A 25,053-nucleotide genomic window follows, 5' to 3' on the forward strand; every position below is an offset into this window, starting at 1 on the left:
CATTAAGTTTATAGTCCCCCGTTAAAATGATTCGAATTTGATATGTTTCTCGCCTGTTCCTCTGCTCTCAATTGTGTTTCACTTTTTTCACCTGGACCACCTACAAATCGCCTGAGAACAAATGCTAAGACAATAATAAACGCAATTATCCCCCAAATAATCCAACCAAGGATAGTCACTATAACCACCTCCATTTTTTCTTCTTATTTATTACATACGTTTTAAATGAATTAATGTTTCAATTTTCTATTATTTCATTAAAAAATAATGGAGTTGTTTTAGTTTAAATGGACAAAATAATTGTGAAGACAACAATGACTGCTAATACGAAGGGGTGTGCTATTTATGGGCAAACAAAGATTAGAACGAAAACGTGAGCAAAACAAAAATATAAAACAAGATAATCAAAATCAGGAAATAGACAATGTTGAATTTGCAAACGAAAACGAGTTTATTGATGAAATAAACTTGGAGGATAAAAATGAACAGAAAAATAATTCCAATAAATACAATCGTAAATAATTTTTTATAAAGGAGGAAGCGTCCATGCCATTAGCATCGCATGAATTAAATGAATTGAGTGAACTTATTGCAGGTTGTTATAATACGGTTACATGTATGACGGATTCCATTAACCAAGCACAAGATCCAGAATTGAAGAATTTGCTACAAAATCATTTTCCACTTCATGTGCAAGATTACAATTTAAAGGTTGAATTTGTACAAAGCAACGCGACGCCAGACATTACGAAATTTAAACCGGCTGAATTAAAGCCAGTCTTGAATTCCTTTACCCAGGCGCCTGTTAGTGAATTTCCATCCACCATGCCAAGAACACAAGCAGGACAAAAGAGTGATCGTGAAATCGCGACAGCTTATCTACTTAATCAGAAAGGTTCAGCCAAAAATTACGCAGCTGCTGTTGTTGAGTGTGCGAATCCTGATTTACGCACATTTTTAGAAAATGCCTTTTTAAACAGTAGTCGCCATGCATATGAAATGTGGCAATATATGACCCAAAAGGGATATTATCCTCTTATGGCTGCACCACAGAATGCTATTCAAACGATCAGTTCCATTTATCAACCAGTACAACAACCAACGCAAGTGTAATATATTTAATGCTCAGGTCCTAGTAAACCTGAGCATTTTTATTTTTTCTTCACGGTAAGCTGTTGCCGTTCATTAAAAAAGGTTTTATATGCAAGGTGTAAAAAGATAACAACTGTTAAGGATACGGTACCAGCAATTCCAAGCATGATTGCTAGTTGATATTCAACTGCAACTAACGGTGAAGTACCAGATATAATTTGACCAGTCATCATGCCCGGTAAAAATACAATCCCCATTCCAACCATTGCATTGATAGTGGGTAACATCGCAGAGTCAAATGCTTGGTTGATGATTTCTTTTGATGCTTCTTTAGGTGTTGCGCCTAGCATCAAGGCACCTTCTACCTTTTCCTTTTGTTCCCTCATACCTATCAAAAGGTTATTGACTCCAAGTGAGATTCCGGTCATCGTCTTCCCAATTATCATCCCACCAATTGGAATGAAGTATAATGGATCATACCAAGGATCCAGCTGTAGTACAACTAACATGAAGAAAATTAAACTAACACTGACACCAATCATCATCGCTAGTGCAATCATTTTTTTGATGGACAAATCAATTGATTCTTTTGTGCGTTGATATACATTAAAAACTGCGAATCCTAACATAAAGATAATAATCCCTATAGTAAGTAAAGGATGTGGATGCTCAAAAATAAAAATAAGTACATAACCAACCAAAATGAGTTGAAGTGTCATTCGAATGGTAGAAATAACAATTAGTTTTTCACGGGGTATTTTTTTAATTTTAACGATGACAATTAAGAGAATAACAAATATATATGCCGTAAGTAGCTGCCAAATGGTTAAATTAATAGCACCACTCCCATCCATGATTACTCACCACCATTTTCAAGTTGCTTACTGTATGCATCCATGTAGATCATATTATCACTGATTTCTTCTGCTAACTCTGTATCATGTGTTACCATCACAACGGTTTTTTGTTGTTCTTTCATATGCTTCATGAAAGCCTGCATGACATCTAGTGCTGTTTTATCATCCAATGAAGAGGAAGGCTCATCAAGTAAAAATACTTCTGCATCTAATAATAAACCACGCGCTAGGACTAGACGTTGTTTCTCCCCTCCAGATAACTCATCTGCGATTGTATCTAGATCCTTATTTAATTTCATTCGGTGTAAACTATCATTCATATACTGATCAGAGACTGATTCCATCTCAGCAAACTTTAGACCGACTAATAAATTATCTCGAATTGTGCCTTCGTAAATTACAGGTGACTGCGGAACCATCGTAATCTTTCGTCTTAATTGAATTGGATCCAAAGTTTGAATGTCATGGTCCCGATAATAGATTTTACCTGAGTCAGGATTATCTAAATTATTTAATAGGCGCAGAAATGTTGATTTCCCACTTCCACTTTGCCCAACAACACATGTAACCTTTTGAGACGGAACAGTAAGCTCATTTATCGTAATAATGCCACTTACCTTTACATTTTTTAGTGAAAAGGCCATTTGAATTCTCCTAGTGCTTAAATAGCATATTTATTTTATTCTGAAGCTTCTCTACGTAGGGACCGCTTAAAAATCCGCTACTGCCGCATATTGATTTCTGAAGCGTAGTTAACCGTTGGAGCAGTTTCAACTTCTTTCTGAGTACCTGTGAAAGTGATAGCGCGTTTATTTTCACCTTTTAATAAAATGTCTATGATGATAGGGCGGTATGCATTAACGTAAACTCCTTCACGTTTATATAAATAAGATACAGCTTCTAACGGTACTTGATAAACCTTTCCCTCCACTTTTTTATTATTATTTTCTACAATATCTGCTTTTCCGCCATTGGTTGAACTTCTAGAGAACTAAACTCAAAACCATTTAGTAAGGCGCTCCCCACCACATTTTTAAAATGATGGTCAACACTGTTTCAGGTATGTATGTACATTCCAATCCCCAGTTTCTATCCAATCGTCTGAATCAATTAAATGTTTTCCTCCAACATACGTTAAGGCTTCTACCTCATCACCCTCATCATTGGTAACAGTGACACACTCTCGGTCCTATAAATTACTTGGAGCGTTTTCAACATATTGTTCTAATTGATCAATGTTCTTCAGTTGTTCTGTCGTAACATCATAAAGTTCGCCATACACAATCTTCAGCACGTTCATCCCCTAGTAATACAGGATACCCATTACCTGTATCATATAACGAACCTTCAATCCAGCTTTGTAGATAGATGGAAGTCGCATTTGATAAATACAAATGATTATGGCCACCTTTTCGTAACGTACCGTAAACAAATAATTTCGGCATCTAACACCCCGCAATTAGTAATTATTTTTCTATCTTTTATTATAGTGAAAAGTGGTTGTAAACAAAAATAATTTGCTACTATAACCTAACCTCAATCCAGCTCTAAATGACACTTTGTGAAATTACAGGGGGTATAATGGTATACCCCGTATGGGTAAATTCATTCGTGATCCATCCGTAACTTTATGCCTTATACTCCAGATGTTTACGCATAATTACTGGTTTTTTACAGATTATAATGATGCAAAGAATTTAACTCAATTCGGAGGCTAGATGCTTATGAAAGCAGTAACATATCAAGGGAAAAATTCTATTAGTGTAAAACAAGTAGATGACCCTACTATTCAAGATCGTGAAGATGTCATTGTAAAAATAACGTCTACAGCAATATGTGGTTCAGATTTACATCTCTATAAAGGGAACTTTCCTCTTCCAATTGGTTACGTTATTGGGCATGAACCGATGGGAATAGTTGAAGAGGTCGGACCTGATGTAACTAAAGTGAAAAAAGGTGATCGGGTAGTTATTCCATTTACGGTTGCCTGTGGTACCTGTCCGTATTGCTCTCAACATCAAGAAAGCCAATGTGATAACTCCAATCCTCATTATGATTCAGGTGGATTATTAGGTTACTCTGAGAAGTACGGTAACTATCCTGGAGGGCAGGCCGAATACCTTCGTGTTCCTTTTGGGAATTACACACCTTTTCTTATTCCTGAGAACTGTGAACTAGAAGATGAAAAGCTACTTTTCTTGTCGGATGTGCTGCCCACCGCTTACTGGAGTGTCGAACATGCTGGCGTTAAAGAAGGGGACACGGTAATTGTTCTAGGTAGTGGACCTGTTGGCTTACTGACACAGCAATTCGCATGGAAAAAGGGAGCAAAAAGAGTAATTGCAGTTGATTATTATGACTATCGCTTGCAGCAATCAAAAAAAATAAATCGAACAGAAATATTTGATTTCACAAAAGACGAAGATATGGGAGAAACGTTAAAGGAGCTTACCAAAGGTGGTGCTGATGTTGTTATTGACTGTGTTGGTATGGACGGAAAGTTATCACCATTAGAATTTGTAGAACAAAAATTGAAGTTGCAAGGCGGAACACTTGGGCCGATACAAATTGCAACGAAAGCTGTCAAAAAATGTGGAACTGTACAATTAACTGGTATTTATGGCGGCTTATATAATATGTTCCCACTAGGACCGTTCTTTTCAAGAAATGTCACACTCAGGATGGGACAAGCACCTGCACGTGGATATATGCCAAAGTTATATGATATGGTTGTTAATAATGAAATTGATCCAACCTCAATCATTACGCATAAACTATCTTTAGATGAAGCCGAACACGGCTATGATATTTTCAATAAACGAGAAGACAATTGTATAAAAGTCATATTAAAGCCATAAAAAAAGTGCAAACGTCTAATTGCTGGATAGAGCTGAAGCTAGACACAAGAAAAGGATGAGGGGTTGACCTCATCCTTTTTACATTGATTGTTATATTAATTTAGCTAAGTTATTAAAGTTTAATTCCCGTAGTCTATCTCCTATTTGAACGTTATTACAGTCCCATAAAGCTTTATCCAATGCACAACTAATAGGTACATCGCACTTAATTTCTGCAAGTTCCCTTGATAAATGTAACATGTCCATATCTGCTTTAATTTTGGTTTGTACACCTTTTGGCAGCTGATCTATATTTTCCAGTAGATTGTCAATGGTTTCATATTCCTGAACAAGTTTTAATGCTGTTTTTTCGCCAATCCCCTTTACGCCCGGATAATTATCTGCAGAATCTCCCATTAATGCTTTCATATCAATTACTTGCTTGGGTACGATACCTTTTTTCTCACGGAAATTTTCGTGTGTAAATACATCATAATTACCTTGTCCCTTTTTCATGATTGCCACTTGAATGCCTGGGTCTACTAACTGAAGCATATCGTGATCCCCAGTTAGAATCATGACTTCATTATCTTTGGCATATTCTCTTGCTAGAGTACCAATACAATCATCAGCTTCATAATTAACGAGGCCGACGTTTGGAATAGTGAAGATATCCATGATTTCTTTGATTCGATCAAACTGCGGCACCAATTCTTCTGGTGGCTCCGAACGATTTGCTTTATAAGCAGGTAGCATGTCAGTCCGGAATGTTTTACTGCCCATGTCCCAGCAGCATACCACGTGAGTTGGATTAAACGTTTCAATAGCGTTTAGCATATACTTCAAATATTGATACATTCCGTTTGTGGGTATACCCTCGCTATTTCGCATAAAATTGCCCCGGAAAGATGTTGCGAAAAATCCCCTGAACAACAAAGCCATGCCGTCTACAAGTAAGATGGTTGGTTTAGACATCGTATTCCTCCCTTTTTTAGACATTATCATAATTTTTCATAATAGATGCAAGACTACTTTCTTTATTCGTCAACTCAATTTCATTGTCCTTATCTGATAATATACGAAGTAATCCATCGGTATACGAATTAATACTTCGCATATATGCACCTTTTAATTGTTCCATTGTTTGGATCCATTGCTCATCATACGCACCTTCCAATACCTGTTTACTTGAATCGAGATATTCCTTTGCATAAGGTTTGAGAGCCGAAAATATAGCTTCCTTTATTTGTTCTTTTTCATTTTTCTCAAAGAATGATTTTGGGCCTCTATAGCTTGATAATGCCTTAGAAAAAGCTGAAACGTTTAATTCGTTAAATGCTTGCGTGAAATCTGGAGTTGAGAGATCTACTTTTTTATCGCTCGGTAACACAAAGCGTTCATCGATTCTGGTTATCTGTTCACTTACCATAACACCTATTTCATCTACTAATTCCCTTATTTGTGCTTCAATTCGTAATGAGACTGCTCGCAGCTCCTGAAGTAGTTCATAACCAACATAGTCTAGTAATTCCTGCATACTGTTATCAATTTGAATCTTACCAGCTTTACCGGAGTCTTGTATCGTTGTTGGATTAAACATTTCTTTAAACATGTCATGAAAACGAATAGATAGTCGATCCAATACATAGTACAGTTGTTTATCAATCTTTTGTATAATTGCTTTCGTATACGAATCCTTATCTAACTCATTAATTACCTGAAAAGCTTCTTCTTTTTTGATTCGTAAGCTATCTATTTGTTGCATTTTCTCTTGTTCGGACATTTTAACAGATGCTAAGTAACTTGAAATAGCATGATAAGCCCGTTTCATATCCCATATTGCTGAATCAACGGTAAGCTTTGTTAAATCATGATGGATAAACTGGTAAAATTGCTCCTCAAAATGATACATATAGTCGTTCAACGGTTCTTTTGCTTGTTTATTTGCAAGTGTAGTACGACTCGAAATTGGAAACAATTTAGGAAACCGTATTCCTAATTGTACCAATTGTTCGTTCACGTAGTTCTCTACCAGCAAAAGTTCATTTTCATTTTTTGCCAGATCGGCTGCATTGATAATAAAAAACATCTTATCTAACTCGAACGATTCTTTCACACGTCCTAATTGCATGAGAAAGTCTTTATCTGCACGAGATAATGCGTGGTTATAATAGGTTACGTAAAGAATAGCATCTGCGTATTTTATATAATCAAATGCCACACTTGTATGTCTAGCATTAACCGAATCCGCACCAGGTGTATCCACTAGAGTGATCCCTTGTTTAGTCAACGAACAATCATAGTACAAATCAATTGATTCGACAAAACAAGCTTTCGTTTCGTCCGTAACATAAACGGAAAATTCATCGATAGTTGTTTGAATATGGCCACCGATATAATTCTTCATTGTTCCGAAACCATCAATAATTGCCTGTAAATAATGTTGCTGTGTTTTAGGTAACGAACGAATATTTGTTTTCATTAGCCATTTATGCAAGCTATCCATACTATCACTATTAGGTGAAAAGCCTTTTAATAATGCCAAACTATCCTGAATGATGGTTTTCTCATCTTTCATTGTAACAACAACAGAACCATGCCTATATTTATCAGTTACTGGAACAATTCGGTTAATTGCTGCGGTTGTTGGATTTGGTGAAACCGGTAAAATGGATTCCCCAATTAATGCATTAGCAAATGAGGATTTCCCGGCACTAAATGCTCCAAAAAGCGTAATGGTAAATGAGCGTTCAGTTAACTTTTTCCGCTTGGTTTTTAAATCCGTTATGAGTTGATCGAACCCTGGAGAACACTCTATTACATCTATAGTTTGATTAATTCCTTCTACTACATCGTCAACAGTATAAGACGTTTCTGCCGTAACCTGCTTATCACGTTGTATAAATTCTACGTGGTCACTTTTGTTTCTCATTACTTGTGGTGCATCTTGTTTATTTACATCGTTTCGCTCTTTAAGGCTTTGGTTAATTGTATTCCATTCAGCATCAGAGAGTTGGGAATTCAGCAAAACCTCATGTGATCTATTTATTTTTGCGTCACGTTCATCTACTAAGTTAGCAATTTGATTAGTAGCACTTTCCACTTTTTCTAAATCAGCCAATTCCTTTTGGTAGGAATTTATTTGTTTTGAACTTTGACCATTTAAATAGGATAAAATTGTATCTTTTATGTCTACAGTTTCTCTTTTATATTTCTTTTTAATATCGTTACTTATGTCTTTCGTATAATTTAAAACAGAGTCTCCATTTACCTTTGCGCCACGTTTAATTAAAGTATCAAGATCATTGCCCGTATAGCTGATGGAAAGATCCTGAACTTTCTGGATTAAGCTTGGATTGGTAATGTCAAAGCTCCTCATTTGCTGAATAATCTTATCTCGCAGCTTCCACTGAATTGATTTTTCTATATTTTCCTGTAAGGGTCTTAGAAAATTACAAAGGCGAATCGACTTTTCCTCTTCTGTTTTTTTCTTAGAACCAATCAGCCCTACTTTAAAATCAGGTTGTTGCGATTCCAAATAACCTAATGCCTGATCACGTAATGTAGCTGGCATAATATATGCATTTTCCAAAGTAGTATTGATTGTTTGATTGAACTCCTTATCAAACTGATCCGACCGATTCTTTAGATAATCTAACTGCTTTCTTAGCTCTTCTATCCGCTCTGAATTTGTTTCGTAATTATTCGATTCGGCTCTAATCATCTCTATTTCTTCATTGTACTGCTTTTCCATATATCGCTTATGATCGTCAATGATTTGTGTAACAGACCGTACAACGGAATAATATTTGTCTTTTTTTGTTAGCAGTAATGTAGAGAGAAATTCTTTTAACAAACTTAGTTGATTGTGTGAGATTGACTGTTCTATCAAAGATGTATAAAAAATTTTCTCTGGATAAATTTCCCATTGATTAAACGTTTGTTTGATTTTGTCTTGATATGTCGAAAACGCTAGTTCATCAGCATTGTGCTTATCAATCTGATTGATAATCAGGAAAAAAGGTATATTTTTTTCTTGTATGGATTGTAAAAATTGTAAATTTACCTCGGATTGTACATGGTTATAATCCATGACGTAGAATAACGCATCTACAAGATGCAACGATCCTTCTGTAATTAACCGATCGGCATCGTCAGCTGCATCAATACCCGGTGTGTCTAGTAACGCAGTACTAGCTGGTAATATAGCTTCAGATGAACTTATTTCAATTTTTTTAATCGAATCTTTATCCTGACAGTACGCTTTGATTATATCGATATCGTAAGGTTCACTATATTCAACAGTTTTTTCGTGGTGAAAATGCACTCTCGCAAATCCTTTACCTGAATAAATTTTAACTAAATTAGCACTTGTAGGTATTGGGCTGTGCGGTAACAGTGATTTTTCTAACAATTCATTAATAATGGATGATTTTCCAGCAGAAAAATGACCAGCAAAACTAATAACTAATTCCTGTTTTTCTAATTTCTCATAAAGATCAAGCGAATTTTGAGCTTGATCTTTATCACCGTCATTACGTAACAATGTATAAAGTGAGGCAAGATGATGCTTTGTAATAGGTTGATGTTGATCTTTTAATAATGGCAATGTCGTACAATTCCCTTCTAGACAAACAGTTCTTATTGAGGATGTTCAAAAAGGTGCCAAATGATAAACTACGAATTTCTTTGTTGGCTTGCCTTTCCTTTCCGGTCTCATGTATTAAAAGCATAGAGGAACTTCTACTAAAACCGTCCACGTCTTGTGGGCAACGTAGGAGTCAGCACATCGTGTTCAAGTCCGATCCTCAAGACTTCACCGCCTTGAACTTCTTGTTTTTAATTTAGCACCTTTTTGAACACGCACTTATACTATCATTATACGGATTTTATGCTGCTTTTTCTAGGAAACAGCAAAAAAACTATTTGCTACTGCAATGCAAATAGTTTTTCAGACTTATTTATCTTTTGTTTTTGAAATTAAGGTTGTGGAAATATAACGTATTACATCTCCTCTGCTTACAACCCCAATTACTTTAGAATCGTCATTTACGACAGGTATCTTTTTAAAACGATGTTTAGAAAAGATTGCTAATGCATTTTCAATCTTATCTTCAGGATGTACGGTAAAAATATCCTTATTTGACATTACCTTTTCAACTTTATGATCAATAGCATAATCAAGCTTGTGAATTAAATCTTCCTGTTCACTAACCAGCACTAATGCATACATGTCATAAACGGTTCTTCCTTTTGGTTGAAGATACCGAATAACATCACCATCACTAATCATACCAAGAAGGTTCCTTTCTTTATCAACGACAGGAACTCCACCAATTCTGTTGGTTACAAGTAACTCCAATAATTCCTTAATTGACATGCTTTTAGTTGCAGTAATTACATCAGCTATCATAAAATCTTTGATATTCATAAAGGTCACATCCTTTTACAATACGGGCTCTACATAATAATTTAATAAGAAATAATAAGATTCCTAACTTTATTCTGGTTTTAAAGTCCTGTAATTACCACCATAATATAAAATGGGGTCTCCTACATCCGATTTAATGTCGGTAACTTCTGCAATTAGAATGATATGATCTCCAGCTTTGGCGGTATCCATTACTTGACAGGATAAAGTTGCTATTGATCCATCAATTACTGGCACTCCATCTTGGATGATAAATGGAATATCTCTATTCTTTTCCATTTGTCTTGCAAAAATCATAGATAATTCTTTTTGTTCTTCACGTAAAATACTTATACCGAATTGTTTTGTTTCCTGTAATTTATTATACATTCTTGCATTTTCATCTATTGAAATAGCTATTAGTTTAGGATTCAGTGATACGGACATAAATGCATTAACAGTCATTCCCATCATTTCACCTTTATAGTCAGTGCTTACGATTGTGATACCTGTAGCAAATTTTCCCATCGTATCACGAAATAAACGAGTATCCATTATGTATTTCCACTTCCTTTCTTTAACACTTTATTCAGAATATCATTAAAGCTGTAAAATATAAATTAAGTTGTCTCAATCATCTTGTTTACATAATAAAATTATAATAAACTCTACATTTTGTAGCGTGTAAAAAGCCTTGATAACAGTATATGCTATCAAGGCTTTTTTGTTCATTATAATGGATAAACTCCATGTTTTCTTTCCGTAAACGTACTATTTTTTGATTCATACATTTCGAATCGTGTAACTAGTTCACCTCTTAATTTATCTGGTTCGATTACGGCATCGACTACTAATTCAGATGCCAAACGATAAATATCAATATTATCTTTATATTCATCTTGTTTTTCTTTAATAAATGCTGGTCTATCTTCCTCTGGTAATTCAGCGATCTTATTCGCGTATACGGCATTTACAGCTGCCTCTGGTCCCATCACTGCAATTTGTGCAGTTGGTAATGCAAGACAGCAATCCGGATCAAAAGCAGGTCCTGCCATTGCATATAGGCCGGCTCCATAAGCTTTTCTCACTACCACTGATATTTTTGGTACAGTTGCTTCACTCATCGATGCAAGCATTTTGGCACCGTGACGAATAATTCCTGCCCGTTCAACCTTTGTTCCTATCATAAATCCTGGAATATCCATTAAGAACAATAATGAAATGTTAAACGCGTCACACAGTTGAATGAACTTTGCTGCTTTATCAGCAGAGTCAGGGAATAACACGCCACCCTTCATACGAGGCTGATTAGCAATAATCCCAACAGATTTGCCATTCATCCGTGCTAGTCCAGTAATTAATTCAGGTGCAAATTTTTTCTTCACTTCACAAAAGCTGTCTCCATCTATTATACGATCGATGAAATCATACATATTAAAAGGAGCATTTTGATTTTCCGGAATCAAATCTGTGATTGATTTCTCAAACTTTTTTACTTCTTTTTTATCCATTACGTTTGGTTTGGCTCTAAAACTAGCTGGGAAATAACCAATATAGTTACGCCCATACGCGATAGCTTCCTCTTCCGTTTTTGCTAAAACATCGCCACACCCTGAAACAGACGTATGCATTTTAGCTCCACCCATTTCTTCTAGTGAAACCTTTTCACCTATTACTTTTTCGGCCATGCGAGGTGAACCTAAATACATAGAAGCATTTCCATCAACCATAACTACGATGTCGCAAAATGCTGGTATGTAGGCCCCTCCAGCTGCGGATGGACCAAATAATAGACAAACCTGTGGTACACGCCCGGAAAGTTTAATTTGATTGTGGAATATTTTCCCAGCCCCTCTTCTACCAGGGAACATTTCGATTTGATCTGTAATTCTAGCACCAGCTGAATCAACTAAATAAAACATAGGTAACTCTAGTTTCATAGCTGTTTCTTGGATACGGATAATCTTTTCCACCGTTCTTTTCCCCCAAGATCCTGCTTTTACAGTTGAATCGTTGGCCATTACACATACCTTCTGTCCGTTTATTCGACCAATGCCGGTTACAACTCCATCTGATGGTAAAGAGTCATCCATACAATTAGCAAAAAAAGCATCCTCTACATCCATATCCTCATCAAATAAAAGCTCAAGGCGTTTACGAACAAACAATTTGCCTTTTTCTTCATTTTTCTGGTGGTATTTTTCAAGACCGCCTTTTTCTATTTTTTCCATTTTCTTTTGTAAATCTTTTACATATGACATGTGTTACCTCCTGCTCTAATATAGTAAGCTATGTCGCTAGGCAGTCGCCTTCGCTTTTCTTGTCTATCTACGGCTCTTTGGGGTTCGCGACATAAACAAGGAACACTCCGAGTGCAAAAAACAGCACTCTGCGGTTCTTTGCTTATGCGTGTCATCCCAGGACAGTCGCCTTCGCTTTTCTTGTCTAGCTATGGCTCCTTGGGGTTCGCGACATAAGCAAGGAACACTCCCGAGTGCAAAGAGCAGCACTCTTCGGTTCTTTGCTTATGCGTGTCACCCCAGGACAGTCGCCTTCGCTTTTCTATTTACCTTTGTATATAGGTTTTCTTTTTTCCTTAAATGCATTTAATCCTTCGATACGGTCTTCTGTTGGAATTGTTTCTTTATAGCATAAATGTTCAATTGATAATCCCGATTCTAAATTGGTTTGTATTCCCTGATCAATTGCCGTTTTTGCTTGTTTTAAAGCAATTGGGCCATTTTTTGTAATTTGATTAGCCGTTTCAATTGCATCAATTAACAGTCTTTCTTGATCAGCCAATTGTTCTATAAGACCAATCCTTAATGCTTCTTCAGTAGAAACAGGTTTTCCTGTGAAGATCAGGCGCTTTGTTTGCCCTAATCCAATAAGGCGTGTGAGACGTTGTGTACCGCCTGCACCAGGAATAATTGCTAAAGATGTTTCTGTTAGTCCAACTTTCGTACTATTTGTTGCTATTCGCATATCGCATGCAAGAGCAAGTTCTAAACCCCCACCGAATGCAATACCATTCAAGGCGGCGATTACTGGCATTTTCATTTTAGCAATATGTGATACTGTTTCACCAATATAACGAACTGCTTGAATCACCTGATCCTCTGTCATCCCTTTGCGTTCCTTAAGGTCTGCTCCGGCACAAAATGCTTTTTCACCAGCAGCCGTCAGAATTGTGCAACGTATAGAATCATCGTGTTCTATTTCTTCAATGTACTTGTTTAATTCGTCTAATAATGCTCGTGACATCGCATTTGCAGCTTCAGGTCGGTTTAGCGTTAGGAGGGCAATATGATCATCAATTTTTTTATAAATAATAAGCTCTGACACATGGATTCTCCTTCCTTAGCGCTCACTTTTTAAGATTTTCATTTGATGACTTGATAGATTTTTAACATAGTTTTCAATATACAATGCTGCATTTATGATGCTATTTTCGTCAATTCCAGTATCTATTCCCATTCGGTGAAGCATATACAATAGGTCATCAGTAGCTAGATTGCCTGAAGCACCCTTAGCGTATGGACATCCACCGAGTCCGCCAACTGCACTATCAAATTTGGTGATTCCATAATCCATTGCAACAAGAACATTTGCCAGAGCTGTTCCTCTTGTGTTGTGAAAGTGCATGGCCAATTTTTCTTTTGGAAAATAGCGTAATAACTGCTCTAGTACTCTAGCAACTTGCGCGGGGTCAGCCACACCGATTGTATCACCTATTGATATTTCATCGACCCCCATTGTAAACAATTTATCAAAAATCGAGATAACCTTATTTGTATCAATTTCGCCTTCGTATGGACAACCAAAAACTGTGGAAACATACCCTCTAATCGCTTTATTTGCTTTTTTAGACTCTGTGGAAACGTTCTCCAAAATTGGATAAGTTTCTTCTATTGTCTTATTTATATTATTTTTATTATGCGTTTCACTAGCTGATAGAAACAAACAAACCTCATCAATATCTACCTCTAAAGCACGCTCTAGCCCCGTACTATTAGGGACTAAAGCTGCATATGTAACATTGGGATTACGCTTAATCTTTTTTGCTACCTCTGTTGCGTCCTTCAACTGTGGTATCCAATCTGGATGCACAAATGATGAAATCTCGATATAGGAAGTACCAGAATCTGAAATCATGTTTATCCATTCGATCTTCGCATCAGTTGGTACCATTTCCGATTCATTCTGTAAGCCATCTCTTGGACCTACTTCTTTTATGGATACATTTTTTGGAAAGTTCAATCGCAACCCTCCTAACTATTCATTTATTTTAAAAAGCGGGCTTGCTATTCTTTATTCGGGCCCATTTCCTTCTATTCAATGACTGCAATAGTATCTCCTTCATTGACAAAATCGCCTTCTGCTACTTTAATTTCTTTTACAGTTCCCGCGCTTTCATTCGCAATGGGAATTTCCATTTTCATTGATTCTAAAATAACGACGTCTTGACCTTCTGTAATCTTATCACCTTCAGCTACTGTGATTTTCCATACGCTTCCTGCCATTGATGCTTTTACTTCTTCCATTATAATTCCTCCTTAGTTTTTCCTTGCTTTCATCATTGGTAAATAATGTTCATTTACAAATGAGGTAGTTGCCTTTGCTTCGATAAATGCTTCCATATTCATAATTTCTTTCAGCATCGGAATGTTCGTTTTTATTCCATCAATTTGATAATCAGATAATGCACTTTTCATTGCCGAAATTGCTTGATCCCTTGAATCTGCCTTGATGATTAGCTTTCCGATCATTGGATCGTAATAAGGTGTTACATCATAGTTACTTGTTACGGCTATTTCATTACGAACATTCTCTCCTGATGGAACATTAAATGTCGTAATATGCCCTGGTGAAGGGAAAAATGTTATAGGATCTTCCGCATATACTCTAACTTCGATAGCGTGCCCATCAATTGATAAATCATCTTGCCTTACAGTCAATGTCTTTCCATTGGCAATGTTGATTTGTTCTTTAACAATGTCCAAACCTGTAATTTCTTCCGTAACAGGGTGCTCTACTTGAATACGCGTATTCATTTCAAGAAAATAAAAGTTTTCATCTAGATCAACCAAAAATTCAATCGTACCAGCATTGGTATAGCCAATTGCCTTTACAGCGTCGGTAGCAGCTTTCCCCATTTTCTCACGAGTCTCATTTGATAGAAAAGGCGAAGGCGCTTCCTCGACAACTTTTTGATTTCTTCGCTGGATAGAACAGTCACGTTCAAATAAATGAATTGCATTTCCGTGATGGTCTGCTAATAGTTGAATTTCTATGTGGCGGGCATTCTCTAATTTCTTTTCCATAAACATAGCGCCATCACCAAAAAAGGTTTGTGCACGTTTTGAATTGCTTTCAAATGCTTTTGATAATTCTGCGTCAGATCCTACAACTTGCATTCCAATTCCGCCACCACCTGCAGAAGCTTTAAGCATAATTGGATAGCCGATTTCCTGAGCGATTTCAAGAGCATCGTCAACAGACGCTACAACACTATCTGTACCTGGAACTACAGGTACACCAGCAGCTTTCATTGCATTTCTAGCTTCAATCTTGCTACCCATTTTTTTCATTACATCACTTTTTGGCCCAATGAAAATAATTCCGGCTGCATCACATTTTTCAACAAATTGGCCGTTTTCACTTAAGAAACCATAGCCAGGGTGAATAGCGTCTACTTTTGTTTTTTTAGCGATACTTATAATTTTGTCCACATTTAAATAACTTTCATTTACTCGCGGAGGTCCAAGTAAAAAACTTTCATCCGCCATTTCAACAAATGGGGCCTTTTGATCTGCTTCTGAGTATACTGCAACAGTTTGAATGCCCATTTTTTTACAAGTTCGAATAATTCGCGCAGCAATTTCTCCGCGATTAGCAATTAAAATCTTTTTAATCATCGTCTCTCCCCTTTATCAAGCTCAAGCGTCCAGCAACCAACAAATTATACGTCGCTATACGGATGCTTACGCTTTTCTTATGTCTAGCTCCAGCCTCCAGCGACTAGCAAATAGTTAGTCCTGTTGAATGTACATAAAGTTCGATGTACATTCACATTCCTATCTATTTGTACGTCGCTAAACGGATGCTTACGCTTTTCTTATTCAAGGTGTTGGATAGCAAGTTCTTTTAATTTGAATTTCTGAATTTTACCACTAGCGGTCATTGGATATTCATCAACAAACTCGATATATTTAGGAATTTTATGATGAGATATATTTCCATTACAAAACGTTCGGATGTCTTCAACTGATGTGTTGACATTGTCTTTTAAAATTATCCATGCCATAATTTCTTCTCCGTATTTTTTATCAGGAAGTCCAATTACCTGTACATCTAGTACTTCAGGGTGTTGATAAAGGAACTCTTCTATTTCCCGTGGATAAACATTTTCTCCTCCACGGATTATCATATCTTTCATTCTACCTGTGATTTCAAGGTAGCCATTTTCATGCATGACAGCTAAATCTCCCGTATGTAGCCAACCATCTTGATCAATAGCTGCTTGGGTTGCCTCTTCATTGTTATAATAACCTTTCATCACGTGGTAACCCCTTGTACATAACTCACCAGTTAAGCCGGTTTGTTGTTCATCATCTGTACCCGGAATAATCACTTTAACTTCAACATTTGGATGTGCTTTTCCTACTGTACTAACTTTTAATTCAATCGGATCATCCGTTTTTGTTTGTGTTATTACTGGAGAAGATTCAGTTTGCCCATAGGCAATCGTTATTTCTTTTGCGCCCATTTTTTCCATTACGTTAGTCATCACTTCCATAGGGCAGGTAGATCCGGCCATGATACCAGTCCGCAGATGCGAAAAGTCAAACATTTCAAACTTTGGATGGTTTAATTCAGCAATAAACATAGTAGGAACACCATGTAATCCGGTACACTTTTCATCTGAAACAGCCTTCATGACACTTTCAGGTTCGAATTGTTCCAAAATAACCATTGTCGTCCCTTTTGATACCGCGGCTAAAATACCTAAAACACATCCAAAACAGTGGAAAAACGGAACCGGGATACATAAACGATCGTCATTGGTTAGCTTCATACAATCTGCAATTTGGTTACCATTGTTCACAATATTATGATGCGTCAGCATGACACCCTTTGGAAAGCCGGTAGTTCCAGATGTGTACTGCATATTTATTGCATCATGGTGATGCAACGACTCTTGCCTATTTTTCAACTCATCGTCAGATACACGATCACCCAATTGCATAATTTCATCCCAGTTATAACCGAATGTAAAGGCATCGTCACTTAGGACAATAACATTTTTCAAATGTGGAAGTTCAGACGAATTCACATTTCCTTTTTCTGAATGATCAATCTCTGGACAAACATGTTTTAAAATATCCAAATAGGATGTCCCTTTATATGATTCAGTCATTATTAGTGTAGTAGACTCAGACTGCTTCAATAAATATTCTAATTCCTTTGCTTGATAGCTTGTGTTTACAGTTACTAAAACTGCACCCATTTTACCTGTAGCAAATTGTGACGTGATCCATTCAGGTTTATTGTCGGCCCAAATAGCAACGTTTTCACCTTTTTGGATGCCTAGTGACATAAGCCCTTTCGCAGCCTGGTTTACCATGTCATCAAATTCTTGATATGTTTTACGTAGATTTAACTCTGGGTATACAACAGCTTCTTGATTCGGATACAAATTCACTTGTTTCTCTAATAATTCTCCAACCGTTAAGTTTAGTAAAGTCATGAATTCCCCCCTTTCAACTGTTTATTAAAGACCTAATTGTCGTGCAATTACCAACCGTTGTATTTCAGAAGTGCCTTCACCAATTTCCATTAATTTTGCGTCGCGTAGATAACGTTCTACTTCATATTCACGCATGTAACCATAACCACCATGAATTTGTATTGCTTGATTTGCAGCTCTTGTAGCAGTTTCAGTTGCAAATAATTTTGCGTAAGCAGATTCTCTAGTAAAGGCTTTACCTTGGTCCTTTAACCAAGCAGTTTTATGAATCATATTACGTGCTAATTCTATTTCCATTGACATATCTGCCAGTTTAAATTGAATTGCTTGGAAATTGGAAATAGATTTACCAAATTGTTTGCGTTCTTTCGAATAAGCTAACGCTTTATCAAGAGATGCTTGCGCAATTCCCAGTCCTAATGCTGCAATAGAAATACGCCCACCATCTAGTGTATACAAAAATTGCTTGAAACCTTTTTGCGGATCACCTAGCAAGTTATCTTTTGGAACACGAACATCTTCCAATACAATTTCAGCTGTATCAGAACCACGTACACCCATCTTGTCATAATTACTTGTAATTGTTATTCCATCCACATCTGTGGGCACAATTATCGCACTTATAATATTCTTACCGCGATCATCTCTTCCAGTAACTGCTGTAACAATAATAGTTGAAGCGAAGCTAGCGTTTGTGATAAAACATTTTTCTCCATTAATGATGAATTCATCACCATCTGATACTGCGGTTGTCTTTGTTCCACCTGCATCAGATCCAGCATTTGGTTCTGTTAGTCCGAATGAACCTAAAGACTTCCCTTCTGCCAAAGGCGTTAAATACTTCTGCTTTTGTTCTTCTGTACCAAAGTAATAAATGGGGCTTGCACCTAATGAAACGGCAGCAGCATAACTTAAACCTGTGCTTCCACATACACGACCAATTTCTTCTACTGCTAATGCATACGATATGGTATCTCCACCAGATCCACCGTACTCTTCAGGAAATGGAATACCTAATAAACCTAATTCTCCAATTTGTTTAAAGATATCCTGTGGAAATTCTGCTTTAACATCAATATCAATAGCTCTTGGTCTAATAACTTCTTCCGCAAAGTCACGCACCATTTTTTTAACCATTAATTGCTCTTTTGTTAATTCAAAGTTCATGTTTTTTCCTCCTAGTAATCTATCACCAAGACCGACTGGTTGGTCTGTTGGTATTATAAAAAAATGAAAGCGATTACTTTCATGTTGTAAAAAAAGACTTTTCTATAAGTACATCTTCATAGGAAGTACTATACAAAGTTTCCACTCGTAAAACAGAATGTAAGATGAGATCTACATAAATGTCAGCTATCTCTTCTATTGACTTTGTTCCATTCTGTTTATACCACTTGTATGTCCAGTTAACCATACCTAATATCGCCATTGTTGTAATTTCCACTGGTAAGTCATTACGAAATTCGCTTGCACCTTTTCCTTCACATATTGCTTTTGTGATAATTTGTTTAAATTGATCACGCTTCTTTTTAATCAAAATTTCATAATGTGGTTTTAAGTATATCGTTTCTTGGTAAAAAACGGAAATATGTGGCTTATAAAGATCAAACACGTTAACAAAGTCTTTAATAATAGCTTGTAGCTTTTTTGTTGGTGAATCATACGTTTCGTTTGCAATAATAGCCTTTTCTAGAACATATGTAATAAATGTATCATGAATTACAAAAAGCAATTCATCTTTAGATGTAAAGTGATGATAAAATCCACCTTTTGAGGTTCCCACCTCTTTAACAATTTGATTCACAGTCACACCATGAAAGCCTTGTTTCTCAAACAAAAGTAAAGATGATTGGATTATCTTTTGACGTAGATCCGTTATAACCACTCCTTCCATAATTACCACTATAACCTTATCATATTTTTCAGAATTTATGAAGTACTAGTTTGGTACCAGCTGAAAAAAATGAAGAAAGGCAGCCTCCACATAGAAAGCTACCTTTACTACCAATTCAATTATCTACTCATCGAACGGTTTTCGATAATTTGCTTCCTTCCAAACTTCTACCACTTCACCTTGATTATCTGTATCAATTACAAATGACCCATTGCTTGAGCGATCACTTGAAGATAAATCCAACGGATAAACGTTTTGCCTTTCTCCTTTATCGGTTTTAAAGGAAATCGTTTCTTGTTCATCTATCACAAAGAAACCTTGTATTCTATGTGGCTTTTTCTTTAATTCACGTAACATAGTTAATCCACGTTTAGCTCGACCTGTTTTTGTAAACTCATTTAACTTCATGCGCTTACAAGCTCCTCGTTGGGTTACTAATACCAACGAAGGTTCCGTTAAATCATCAAAAACATGGCCATTAATAACGTGTTCTTTTTCCTTTAACTGTATTGCTTTGACACCAGCTGCTCGTTGACCAACAGGGCTAACATCTGATTCATGAAACCATAAGCCATACCCAGTGTTTGAGGCTACAAAGATATCCGAGTGACCATTCGTTAGCTGTACGTTTACGACCTCGTCGCCCTTTTTTAAATTCAAGGCAACTAATGATTTGTTATGACGTTGAGCATCATATAGTGCCCATTCACTACGCTTTATCATCCCATTTCTCGTGAAGAAAATGATGTATTGATCTTTATTGAAATTTCTCACTGGTACGCAATTTATGATGATTTCATCTTTCTCTAAGGTTACTATATTTGATAAATGTTGGCCTATATCCTTCCATCGTATATCTGGCAATTGATGAATGGGTAGATATAAATATTTCCCCCTATTTGTAAACAACAGTATTTTATCAGTGGTATTTAATTCATGTAATCCCACTAAATGATCCTCGTCCTTTATTGCAAGATCTTTGCCATTGGAAGCAGCATATGAACGTAGGCTTGTTCGTTTGATATAACCATCTCGGGTAGTGGAAACTAACACATCTTCACTAGCAACCATAACCTCGATATCGATTTTTAATTCTTCAATAGTATCTTCAATACTAGTTCTTCTTTTGTCTGCAAACGTTTTTTTAAGTTTTTTCAAATCACTTTTAATCGTTTGAAATAACCTTTTTTCATTTGCAAGAATGGATTCTAACTCAGAGATTTTCTTTCTTAGCTCTTCCGCCTCTTTTTCAAGCGATGTGATATCTGTATTAGTCAATCGGTACAATTGTAGCATTACGATCGCTTCCGCCTGTGGATCAGAAAAATCATATGCTTCTATGATTCTCTTTTTAGCATCTGCTTTATTTTTAGATGATCTGATTGTAGCAATTAATTCATCTAAAATGGATATCGCTTTTATTAAACCTTCAACAATATGCGATCGTTCATTAGCTTTTTTTAGTTCATATGTTGTTTGTCTTGTCACTACTTCTTTTTGATGTAAAATGTAAGCGTCAAGCATCTGTGGCAGTGACAATAGTTTTGGTGTTTTATCCTTAATAGCTACCATATTAAAATGGTAGGTTACTTGTAAATCCGTATTTTTGTATAAATAGTGTAGGACCCCTTCACTATTTGCATCTTTTTTTAACTCTATAACAATTCTAAGTCCGGTTCGATCTGTTTCATCACGAACCTCTGCAATACCTTCTACTTTTCGATCAATTCGTAGCTCGTCCATTTTTTTAACCATAGTTGCTTTGTTAACTTCAAAGGGAATTTCATCAATAACAATCTGTTCTCGGTTTCCACGGAGTTGTTCTACTTTCGCTTTACCGCGTACCATTACTTTTCCTTTTCCCGTTTCATATGCTTTAACAATTCCATTTACGCCTTGTATGATTCCACCAGTAGGAAAATCTGGTCCTTTGATCACAGTCATCAAATCTTGAACGTTAACTTCCGGGTTATCAATTTTCATAATCACAGCATCAATAACCTCCGCTAAGTTATGTGGAGGAATGTCAGTAGCATAACCGGCTGATATTCCAGTTGATCCATTAACTAATAGATTCGGAAACTTTGCTGGTAATACGACTGGTTCGTCGTTTGTATCGTCAAAGTTTGGGATAAAATCGACTGTGTGTTTATCAATGTCACGAAGTAATTCTGAAGAAATACTAGATAGTCTAGCTTCTGTATATCGCATTGCTGCAGGTGGGTCGCCATCAAGGCTACCATTGTTACCATGCATTTCGATTAATACGTTTCGAATCTTCCAATCCTGACTTAACCGAACCATGGCCTCGTAAACCGAAGAATCCCCATGTGGATGGTAGTTACCAATAACCGTTCCAACTGTTTTAGCAGATTTACGAAAATGGTTATCATGTGTATTTCTATCTTCATACATTGCATATAAAATGCGACGTTGTACTGGTTTGAGCCCATCACGTGCATCTGGCAACGCTCTTTCTTGGATAATATATTTACTGTATCTCCCAAAACGATCCCCTATAACTTCTTCGAGTGGAAGGTCTAAATATTTTTCTGGTTGTGGCAAAAAAAGTCCCCCCTTATTACGTATGAATTTTATCGTTTTCTAATATGTTTTCGTCTTCATTCATGCCGAATTTAACATGTCCTTCTATCCATTTTCGTCTAGGTTCTACCTTATCTCCCATTAACGTAGTAACACGCCTTTCAGCTCTAGCAAGATCTTCTAAAGTTACTCGAATTAATGTTCTTGTTTCAGGATCCATTGTAGTTTCCCATAACTGTTCGGCATTCATTTCTCCAAGACCCTTATATCGTTGAATTGTGTAGCCGCTTTTAAACTGCTTTAATACATCCTTTAGCTCATGATCTTCCCATGCATAAACAATTTTTTCATTTTTACCTTTACCTTTTGATACTTTATACAAAGGTGGTAAAGCAATATACACTTTGCCAGCTTCAATAAGCGATTTCATATAACGATAAAAGAATGTGAGCAATAGAACCTGAATGTGAGCGCCATCTGTATCAGCATCCGTCATGATAATAATTTTATCATATTGAACATCTGCTATATCAAAGTCACCACCAACACCCGCACCAATGGTATGAATAATTGTTGAAATCTCTTCATTTTTGAAGACATCCTCTAATTTTGCTTTTTCTGTATTGATTACTTTTCCACGAAGTGGTAATACAGCCTGGAACTTACGGTCACGACCTTGTTTAGCAGATCCACCAGCAGAATCTCCCTCAACTAAATATAGTTCATTTTTTTTAGGGTTTTTCGATTGAGCTGGTGTTAGTTTGCCACTCAACAACGAGTCCTTACGGCGCTTTTTCTTTCCCGTACGTGCATCTTCTCGTGCTTTCCTGGCAGCTTCTCTAGCTTCTTTTGCTTTAACCGCTTTTCTTGTTAATAGGCCAGCGTTATCGGGATTTTCTTCAAGAAAATAGGAAAGCCTTTCAGAAACAACCGCATCTACAACAGATCTTGCCTCAGAAGTTCCTAATTTCCCTTTCGTTTGACCTTCAAATTGCAACTTTTCTTCTGGAATACGTACAGATACAATGGCAGTAAAGCCTTCCCTGATATCTGTCCCTTCCAAATTTTTATCTTTCTCTTTTAACACGCCCGTTTTACGTGCATAGTCATTAAAGGTCCGAGTTATACCTGTTCTAGCACCAGATTCGTGCGTTCCTCCATCTTTTGTTCGAACATGGTTAACAAAGGAAAGCATGCTCTCAGAATATCCATCATTAAATTGAAAGGCAAAGTCTACTTCAATACCTTGTTGTTCACCTTCAAAGGAAACAACAGGATGTAAGGTATCTTTTTCTTCGTTTAAATACGCCACAAATGACTCTAAACCATCCGGATATTCATATATTTCAATTGTGTGATCTCGTTCATCAACTAATTCAATCTTTAATCCTTTTAACAAAAATGCTGCTTCTCTTAACCTTTCGGATAATGTTTCAAAATTATAGACTGTTGCAGAAAATATGGTGGGATCTGGCTTGAAGTGAATGATAGATCCTTTTTTTCTTGTAGATCCTTTGTTTTCGAGAGTTCCAACAGGTTTGCCGCCATTTTCGAATCGTTGGAAATATATTTTTCCATCACGGTAACTCGTAACTTCTAACCATTCAGATAAAGCATTAACAACAGATGCACCCACTCCATGAAGTCCTCCACTTGTCTTATAACCGCCTTGTCCAAATTTACCACCCGCATGTAGGACGGTAAATATCACTTCAACTGTAGGCTTTCCAGAACTATGCATACCTGCTGGGATACCTCTTCCACTATCCTCAACTGAAATGCTATTGTCCTTATGTATCTTGACCTTTATTGCATCACCATAGCCGGCTAATGCTTCATCAACAGCGTTATCAACGATTTCACCTACTAAATGGTGTAGTCCACGATTATCAGTACTCCCTATGTACATACCAGGTCTTTTCCGAACAGCCTCAAGCCCTTCAAGTACCTGAATAGAGTCATCGGTATAATTTAACGGTTGTTTTACCAATTACCATCTACTCCTTTCTAGCTTTCGATCTATTTTCAACTTTCACTGTGTCTTCTATAAGAATAGAACAAATGTTTGTTATTGTAAATGTATATACTATGCTGTACAGAGTCTGCTTATTAGTATACTACAATTAATTTCTGATTGTATAGACTGATAAATAATAGCATTAATTCTACTATAATCAAAATCGGTCACTTATGTTTTAAAAAAACAGCTTTATCTCTGTACTTCTTAGAGATAAAGCTGGATGAATTATCTAATCAACATGGCATGTGCTACTTTAATACAAGTATCCATAATCACTGTGAAATTTCGTTCTTTTAGATAGTTATATGCTTCTTCATTAACTATACCTAATTGCGCCCAAAATATGGTGGACTTTGTTTCAGCAGCTTCCTTAGCAATTACAGGTAAATGTTCGGATCTTCTAAAAACATTAATAATATCAACCGGTTCATCTACATCCAGTAGAGAAGGAAATGATTTTTCGCCTAAAACTTCATCTATCATTGGATTTACAGGAATAATTCTGTATCCTTTATCTTGCATGATCTTAGAAATTTGATAGGATGTTCTCGCTGGATTATCTGATAAACCGACAACTGCTATGTTTTTTGATTCTTGTAACACTTGTTTCACTTTGTCATTTGACGGGTTTTCGATTGCCATTCCCAAA

At 36.4% G+C, this 25,053-nt stretch carries 23 protein-coding genes; 3 read left to right on the forward strand and 20 right to left on the reverse strand.

Annotated elements, in window-relative coordinates; all coding sequences use genetic code 11:
• Positions 1-8 precede the first annotated feature (8 nt).
• Positions 9-179, reverse strand: coding sequence for a hypothetical protein (locus tag AC3G7N_RS06040; RefSeq protein ID WP_489421241.1), 171 nt, complete (start codon positions 177-179; stop codon positions 9-11).
• A 166-nt stretch (positions 180-345) separates the two neighbouring features.
• Between AC3G7N_RS06040 and AC3G7N_RS06045 the strand changes: the two genes are divergently transcribed.
• Together AC3G7N_RS06045 and AC3G7N_RS06050 are read left to right on the forward strand one after the other, a co-directional pair.
• Positions 346-522, forward strand: coding sequence for a hypothetical protein (locus tag AC3G7N_RS06045; RefSeq protein ID WP_489421242.1), 177 nt, complete (start codon positions 346-348; stop codon positions 520-522).
• 24 nt (positions 523-546) lie between these two features.
• The gene (locus AC3G7N_RS06050) at positions 547-1,113 is read left to right on the forward strand and encodes a spore coat protein (RefSeq protein WP_489421243.1); all 567 of its coding nucleotides are present in this window, start codon (positions 547-549) and stop codon (positions 1,111-1,113) included.
• Positions 1,114-1,151: 38 nt separating this feature from the next.
• Here AC3G7N_RS06050 and AC3G7N_RS06055 read toward each other — a convergent pair whose 3' ends face one another.
• From AC3G7N_RS06055 to AC3G7N_RS06070, 4 genes are all read right to left on the reverse strand, one after another.
• Positions 1,152-1,946: an ABC transporter permease gene (locus AC3G7N_RS06055; protein ID WP_489421244.1), complete on the reverse strand. Its 795-nt coding sequence runs from the start codon at positions 1,944-1,946 to the stop codon at positions 1,152-1,154.
• Positions 1,947-1,948: 2 nt separating this feature from the next.
• Complete coding sequence (locus AC3G7N_RS06060; protein ID WP_489421245.1) at positions 1,949-2,593, reverse strand: ABC transporter ATP-binding protein; 645 nt, start codon at positions 2,591-2,593, stop codon at positions 1,949-1,951.
• 77 nt (positions 2,594-2,670) lie between these two features.
• Positions 2,671-2,880: a hypothetical protein gene (locus AC3G7N_RS06065; RefSeq protein WP_489421246.1), complete on the reverse strand. Its 210-nt coding sequence runs from the start codon at positions 2,878-2,880 to the stop codon at positions 2,671-2,673.
• A 331-nt stretch (positions 2,881-3,211) separates the two neighbouring features.
• Positions 3,212-3,394 (reverse strand): gamma-glutamylcyclotransferase, encoded by a 183-nt coding sequence (locus tag AC3G7N_RS06070; RefSeq protein WP_489421247.1) that lies wholly within the window; start codon positions 3,392-3,394, stop codon positions 3,212-3,214.
• A 279-nt stretch (positions 3,395-3,673) separates the two neighbouring features.
• Here AC3G7N_RS06070 and AC3G7N_RS06075 point away from each other — a divergent pair, with 279 nt between their 5' ends.
• Positions 3,674-4,807, forward strand: a complete 1,134-nt coding sequence (locus AC3G7N_RS06075; protein ID WP_489421248.1) for a zinc-dependent alcohol dehydrogenase — start codon at positions 3,674-3,676, stop codon at positions 4,805-4,807.
• A 90-nt stretch (positions 4,808-4,897) separates the two neighbouring features.
• On the opposite strand, the gene AC3G7N_RS06080 is transcribed toward AC3G7N_RS06075, so the two are convergent.
• From AC3G7N_RS06080 to AC3G7N_RS06150, 15 genes are all read right to left on the reverse strand, one after another.
• The gene (locus tag AC3G7N_RS06080) at positions 4,898-5,761 is read right to left on the reverse strand and encodes a 5'-3' exonuclease (protein WP_489421249.1); all 864 of its coding nucleotides are present in this window, start codon (positions 5,759-5,761) and stop codon (positions 4,898-4,900) included.
• 16 nt (positions 5,762-5,777) lie between these two features.
• The gene (locus AC3G7N_RS06085; RefSeq protein WP_489421250.1) at positions 5,778-9,395 is read right to left on the reverse strand and encodes a dynamin family protein; all 3,618 of its coding nucleotides are present in this window, start codon (positions 9,393-9,395) and stop codon (positions 5,778-5,780) included.
• A gap of 348 nt (positions 9,396-9,743) precedes the next feature.
• Positions 9,744-10,217, reverse strand: coding sequence for a CBS domain-containing protein (locus AC3G7N_RS06090; protein ID WP_489421251.1), 474 nt, complete (start codon positions 10,215-10,217; stop codon positions 9,744-9,746).
• Positions 10,218-10,286: 69 nt separating this feature from the next.
• Complete coding sequence (locus tag AC3G7N_RS06095; RefSeq protein ID WP_489421252.1) at positions 10,287-10,751, reverse strand: flavin reductase family protein; 465 nt, start codon at positions 10,749-10,751, stop codon at positions 10,287-10,289.
• A gap of 176 nt (positions 10,752-10,927) precedes the next feature.
• Positions 10,928-12,457 carry an acyl-CoA carboxylase subunit beta gene (locus AC3G7N_RS06100; RefSeq protein ID WP_489421253.1) on the reverse strand — a complete coding sequence of 510 codons (1,530 nt, stop codon included), beginning with the start codon at positions 12,455-12,457 and terminating at the stop codon, positions 10,928-10,930.
• Between the two features lie 301 nt (positions 12,458-12,758).
• Entirely contained in the window at positions 12,759-13,541 is a 783-nt protein-coding gene (locus AC3G7N_RS06105) for an enoyl-CoA hydratase (RefSeq protein ID WP_489421254.1), read from the reverse strand.
• Positions 13,542-13,556: 15 nt separating this feature from the next.
• Positions 13,557-14,456 carry a hydroxymethylglutaryl-CoA lyase gene (locus AC3G7N_RS06110; protein WP_489421255.1) on the reverse strand — a complete coding sequence of 300 codons (900 nt, stop codon included), beginning with the start codon at positions 14,454-14,456 and terminating at the stop codon, positions 13,557-13,559.
• Between the two features lie 71 nt (positions 14,457-14,527).
• A complete protein-coding gene (locus AC3G7N_RS06115; RefSeq protein ID WP_489421256.1) occupies positions 14,528-14,740 on the reverse strand; it encodes an acetyl-CoA carboxylase biotin carboxyl carrier protein subunit in 213 nt (70 codons plus the stop codon).
• Between the two features lie 12 nt (positions 14,741-14,752).
• Entirely contained in the window at positions 14,753-16,114 is a 1,362-nt protein-coding gene (accC, locus tag AC3G7N_RS06120; protein WP_489421257.1) for an acetyl-CoA carboxylase biotin carboxylase subunit, read from the reverse strand.
• Positions 16,115-16,314: 200 nt separating this feature from the next.
• A complete protein-coding gene (locus AC3G7N_RS06125) occupies positions 16,315-17,946 on the reverse strand; it encodes an AMP-binding protein (protein ID WP_489421258.1) in 1,632 nt (543 codons plus the stop codon).
• Positions 17,947-17,970: 24 nt separating this feature from the next.
• Complete coding sequence (locus tag AC3G7N_RS06130; RefSeq protein ID WP_489421259.1) at positions 17,971-19,113, reverse strand: acyl-CoA dehydrogenase family protein; 1,143 nt, start codon at positions 19,111-19,113, stop codon at positions 17,971-17,973.
• 79 nt (positions 19,114-19,192) lie between these two features.
• Complete coding sequence (locus tag AC3G7N_RS06135) at positions 19,193-19,840, reverse strand: TetR/AcrR family transcriptional regulator (protein WP_489421260.1); 648 nt, start codon at positions 19,838-19,840, stop codon at positions 19,193-19,195.
• Positions 19,841-19,963: 123 nt separating this feature from the next.
• Positions 19,964-22,405: a DNA topoisomerase IV subunit A gene (parC, locus tag AC3G7N_RS06140; protein WP_489421261.1), complete on the reverse strand. Its 2,442-nt coding sequence runs from the start codon at positions 22,403-22,405 to the stop codon at positions 19,964-19,966.
• A gap of 16 nt (positions 22,406-22,421) precedes the next feature.
• The gene (gene parE / locus AC3G7N_RS06145; protein WP_489421262.1) at positions 22,422-24,374 is read right to left on the reverse strand and encodes a DNA topoisomerase IV subunit B; all 1,953 of its coding nucleotides are present in this window, start codon (positions 24,372-24,374) and stop codon (positions 22,422-22,424) included.
• 255 nt (positions 24,375-24,629) lie between these two features.
• A complete protein-coding gene (locus AC3G7N_RS06150) occupies positions 24,630-25,046 on the reverse strand; it encodes a CoA-binding protein (RefSeq protein WP_489421263.1) in 417 nt (138 codons plus the stop codon).
• Between the last annotated feature and the right edge of the window lie 7 nt (positions 25,047-25,053).

This window comes from Virgibacillus carmonensis (assembly GCF_057836705.1).

What these genes read in the sequence shown, in the direction of transcription:
- AC3G7N_RS06045 (WP_489421242.1), top strand. Translation starts at nt 346, where the DNA reads ATGGGCAAACAAAGATTAGAACGAAAACGTGAGCAAAACAAAAATATA.
- AC3G7N_RS06050 (WP_489421243.1), top strand. Translation starts at nt 547, where the DNA reads ATGCCATTAGCATCGCATGAATTAAATGAATTGAGTGAACTTATTGCA.
- AC3G7N_RS06055 (WP_489421244.1), bottom strand. Translation starts at nt 1,946, where the DNA reads ATGGATGGGAGTGGTGCTATTAATTTAACCATTTGGCAGCTACTTACG.
- AC3G7N_RS06060 (WP_489421245.1), bottom strand. Translation starts at nt 2,593, where the DNA reads ATGGCCTTTTCACTAAAAAATGTAAAGGTAAGTGGCATTATTACGATA.
- AC3G7N_RS06070 (WP_489421247.1), bottom strand. Translation starts at nt 3,394, where the DNA reads ATGCCGAAATTATTTGTTTACGGTACGTTACGAAAAGGTGGCCATAAT.
- AC3G7N_RS06075 (WP_489421248.1), top strand. Translation starts at nt 3,674, where the DNA reads ATGAAAGCAGTAACATATCAAGGGAAAAATTCTATTAGTGTAAAACAA.
- AC3G7N_RS06080 (WP_489421249.1), bottom strand. Translation starts at nt 5,761, where the DNA reads ATGTCTAAACCAACCATCTTACTTGTAGACGGCATGGCTTTGTTGTTC.
- AC3G7N_RS06090 (WP_489421251.1), bottom strand. Translation starts at nt 10,217, where the DNA reads ATGAATATCAAAGATTTTATGATAGCTGATGTAATTACTGCAACTAAA.
- AC3G7N_RS06095 (WP_489421252.1), bottom strand. Translation starts at nt 10,751, where the DNA reads ATGGATACTCGTTTATTTCGTGATACGATGGGAAAATTTGCTACAGGT.
- AC3G7N_RS06100 (WP_489421253.1), bottom strand. Translation starts at nt 12,457, where the DNA reads ATGTCATATGTAAAAGATTTACAAAAGAAAATGGAAAAAATAGAAAAA.
- AC3G7N_RS06115 (WP_489421256.1), bottom strand. Translation starts at nt 14,740, where the DNA reads ATGGAAGAAGTAAAAGCATCAATGGCAGGAAGCGTATGGAAAATCACA.
- accC (WP_489421257.1), bottom strand. Translation starts at nt 16,114, where the DNA reads ATGATTAAAAAGATTTTAATTGCTAATCGCGGAGAAATTGCTGCGCGA.
- AC3G7N_RS06125 (WP_489421258.1), bottom strand. Translation starts at nt 17,946, where the DNA reads ATGACTTTACTAAACTTAACGGTTGGAGAATTATTAGAGAAACAAGTG.
- AC3G7N_RS06130 (WP_489421259.1), bottom strand. Translation starts at nt 19,113, where the DNA reads ATGAACTTTGAATTAACAAAAGAGCAATTAATGGTTAAAAAAATGGTG.
- AC3G7N_RS06135 (WP_489421260.1), bottom strand. Translation starts at nt 19,840, where the DNA reads ATGGAAGGAGTGGTTATAACGGATCTACGTCAAAAGATAATCCAATCA.
- AC3G7N_RS06150 (WP_489421263.1), bottom strand. Translation starts at nt 25,046, where the DNA reads ATGGCAATCGAAAACCCGTCAAATGACAAAGTGAAACAAGTGTTACAA.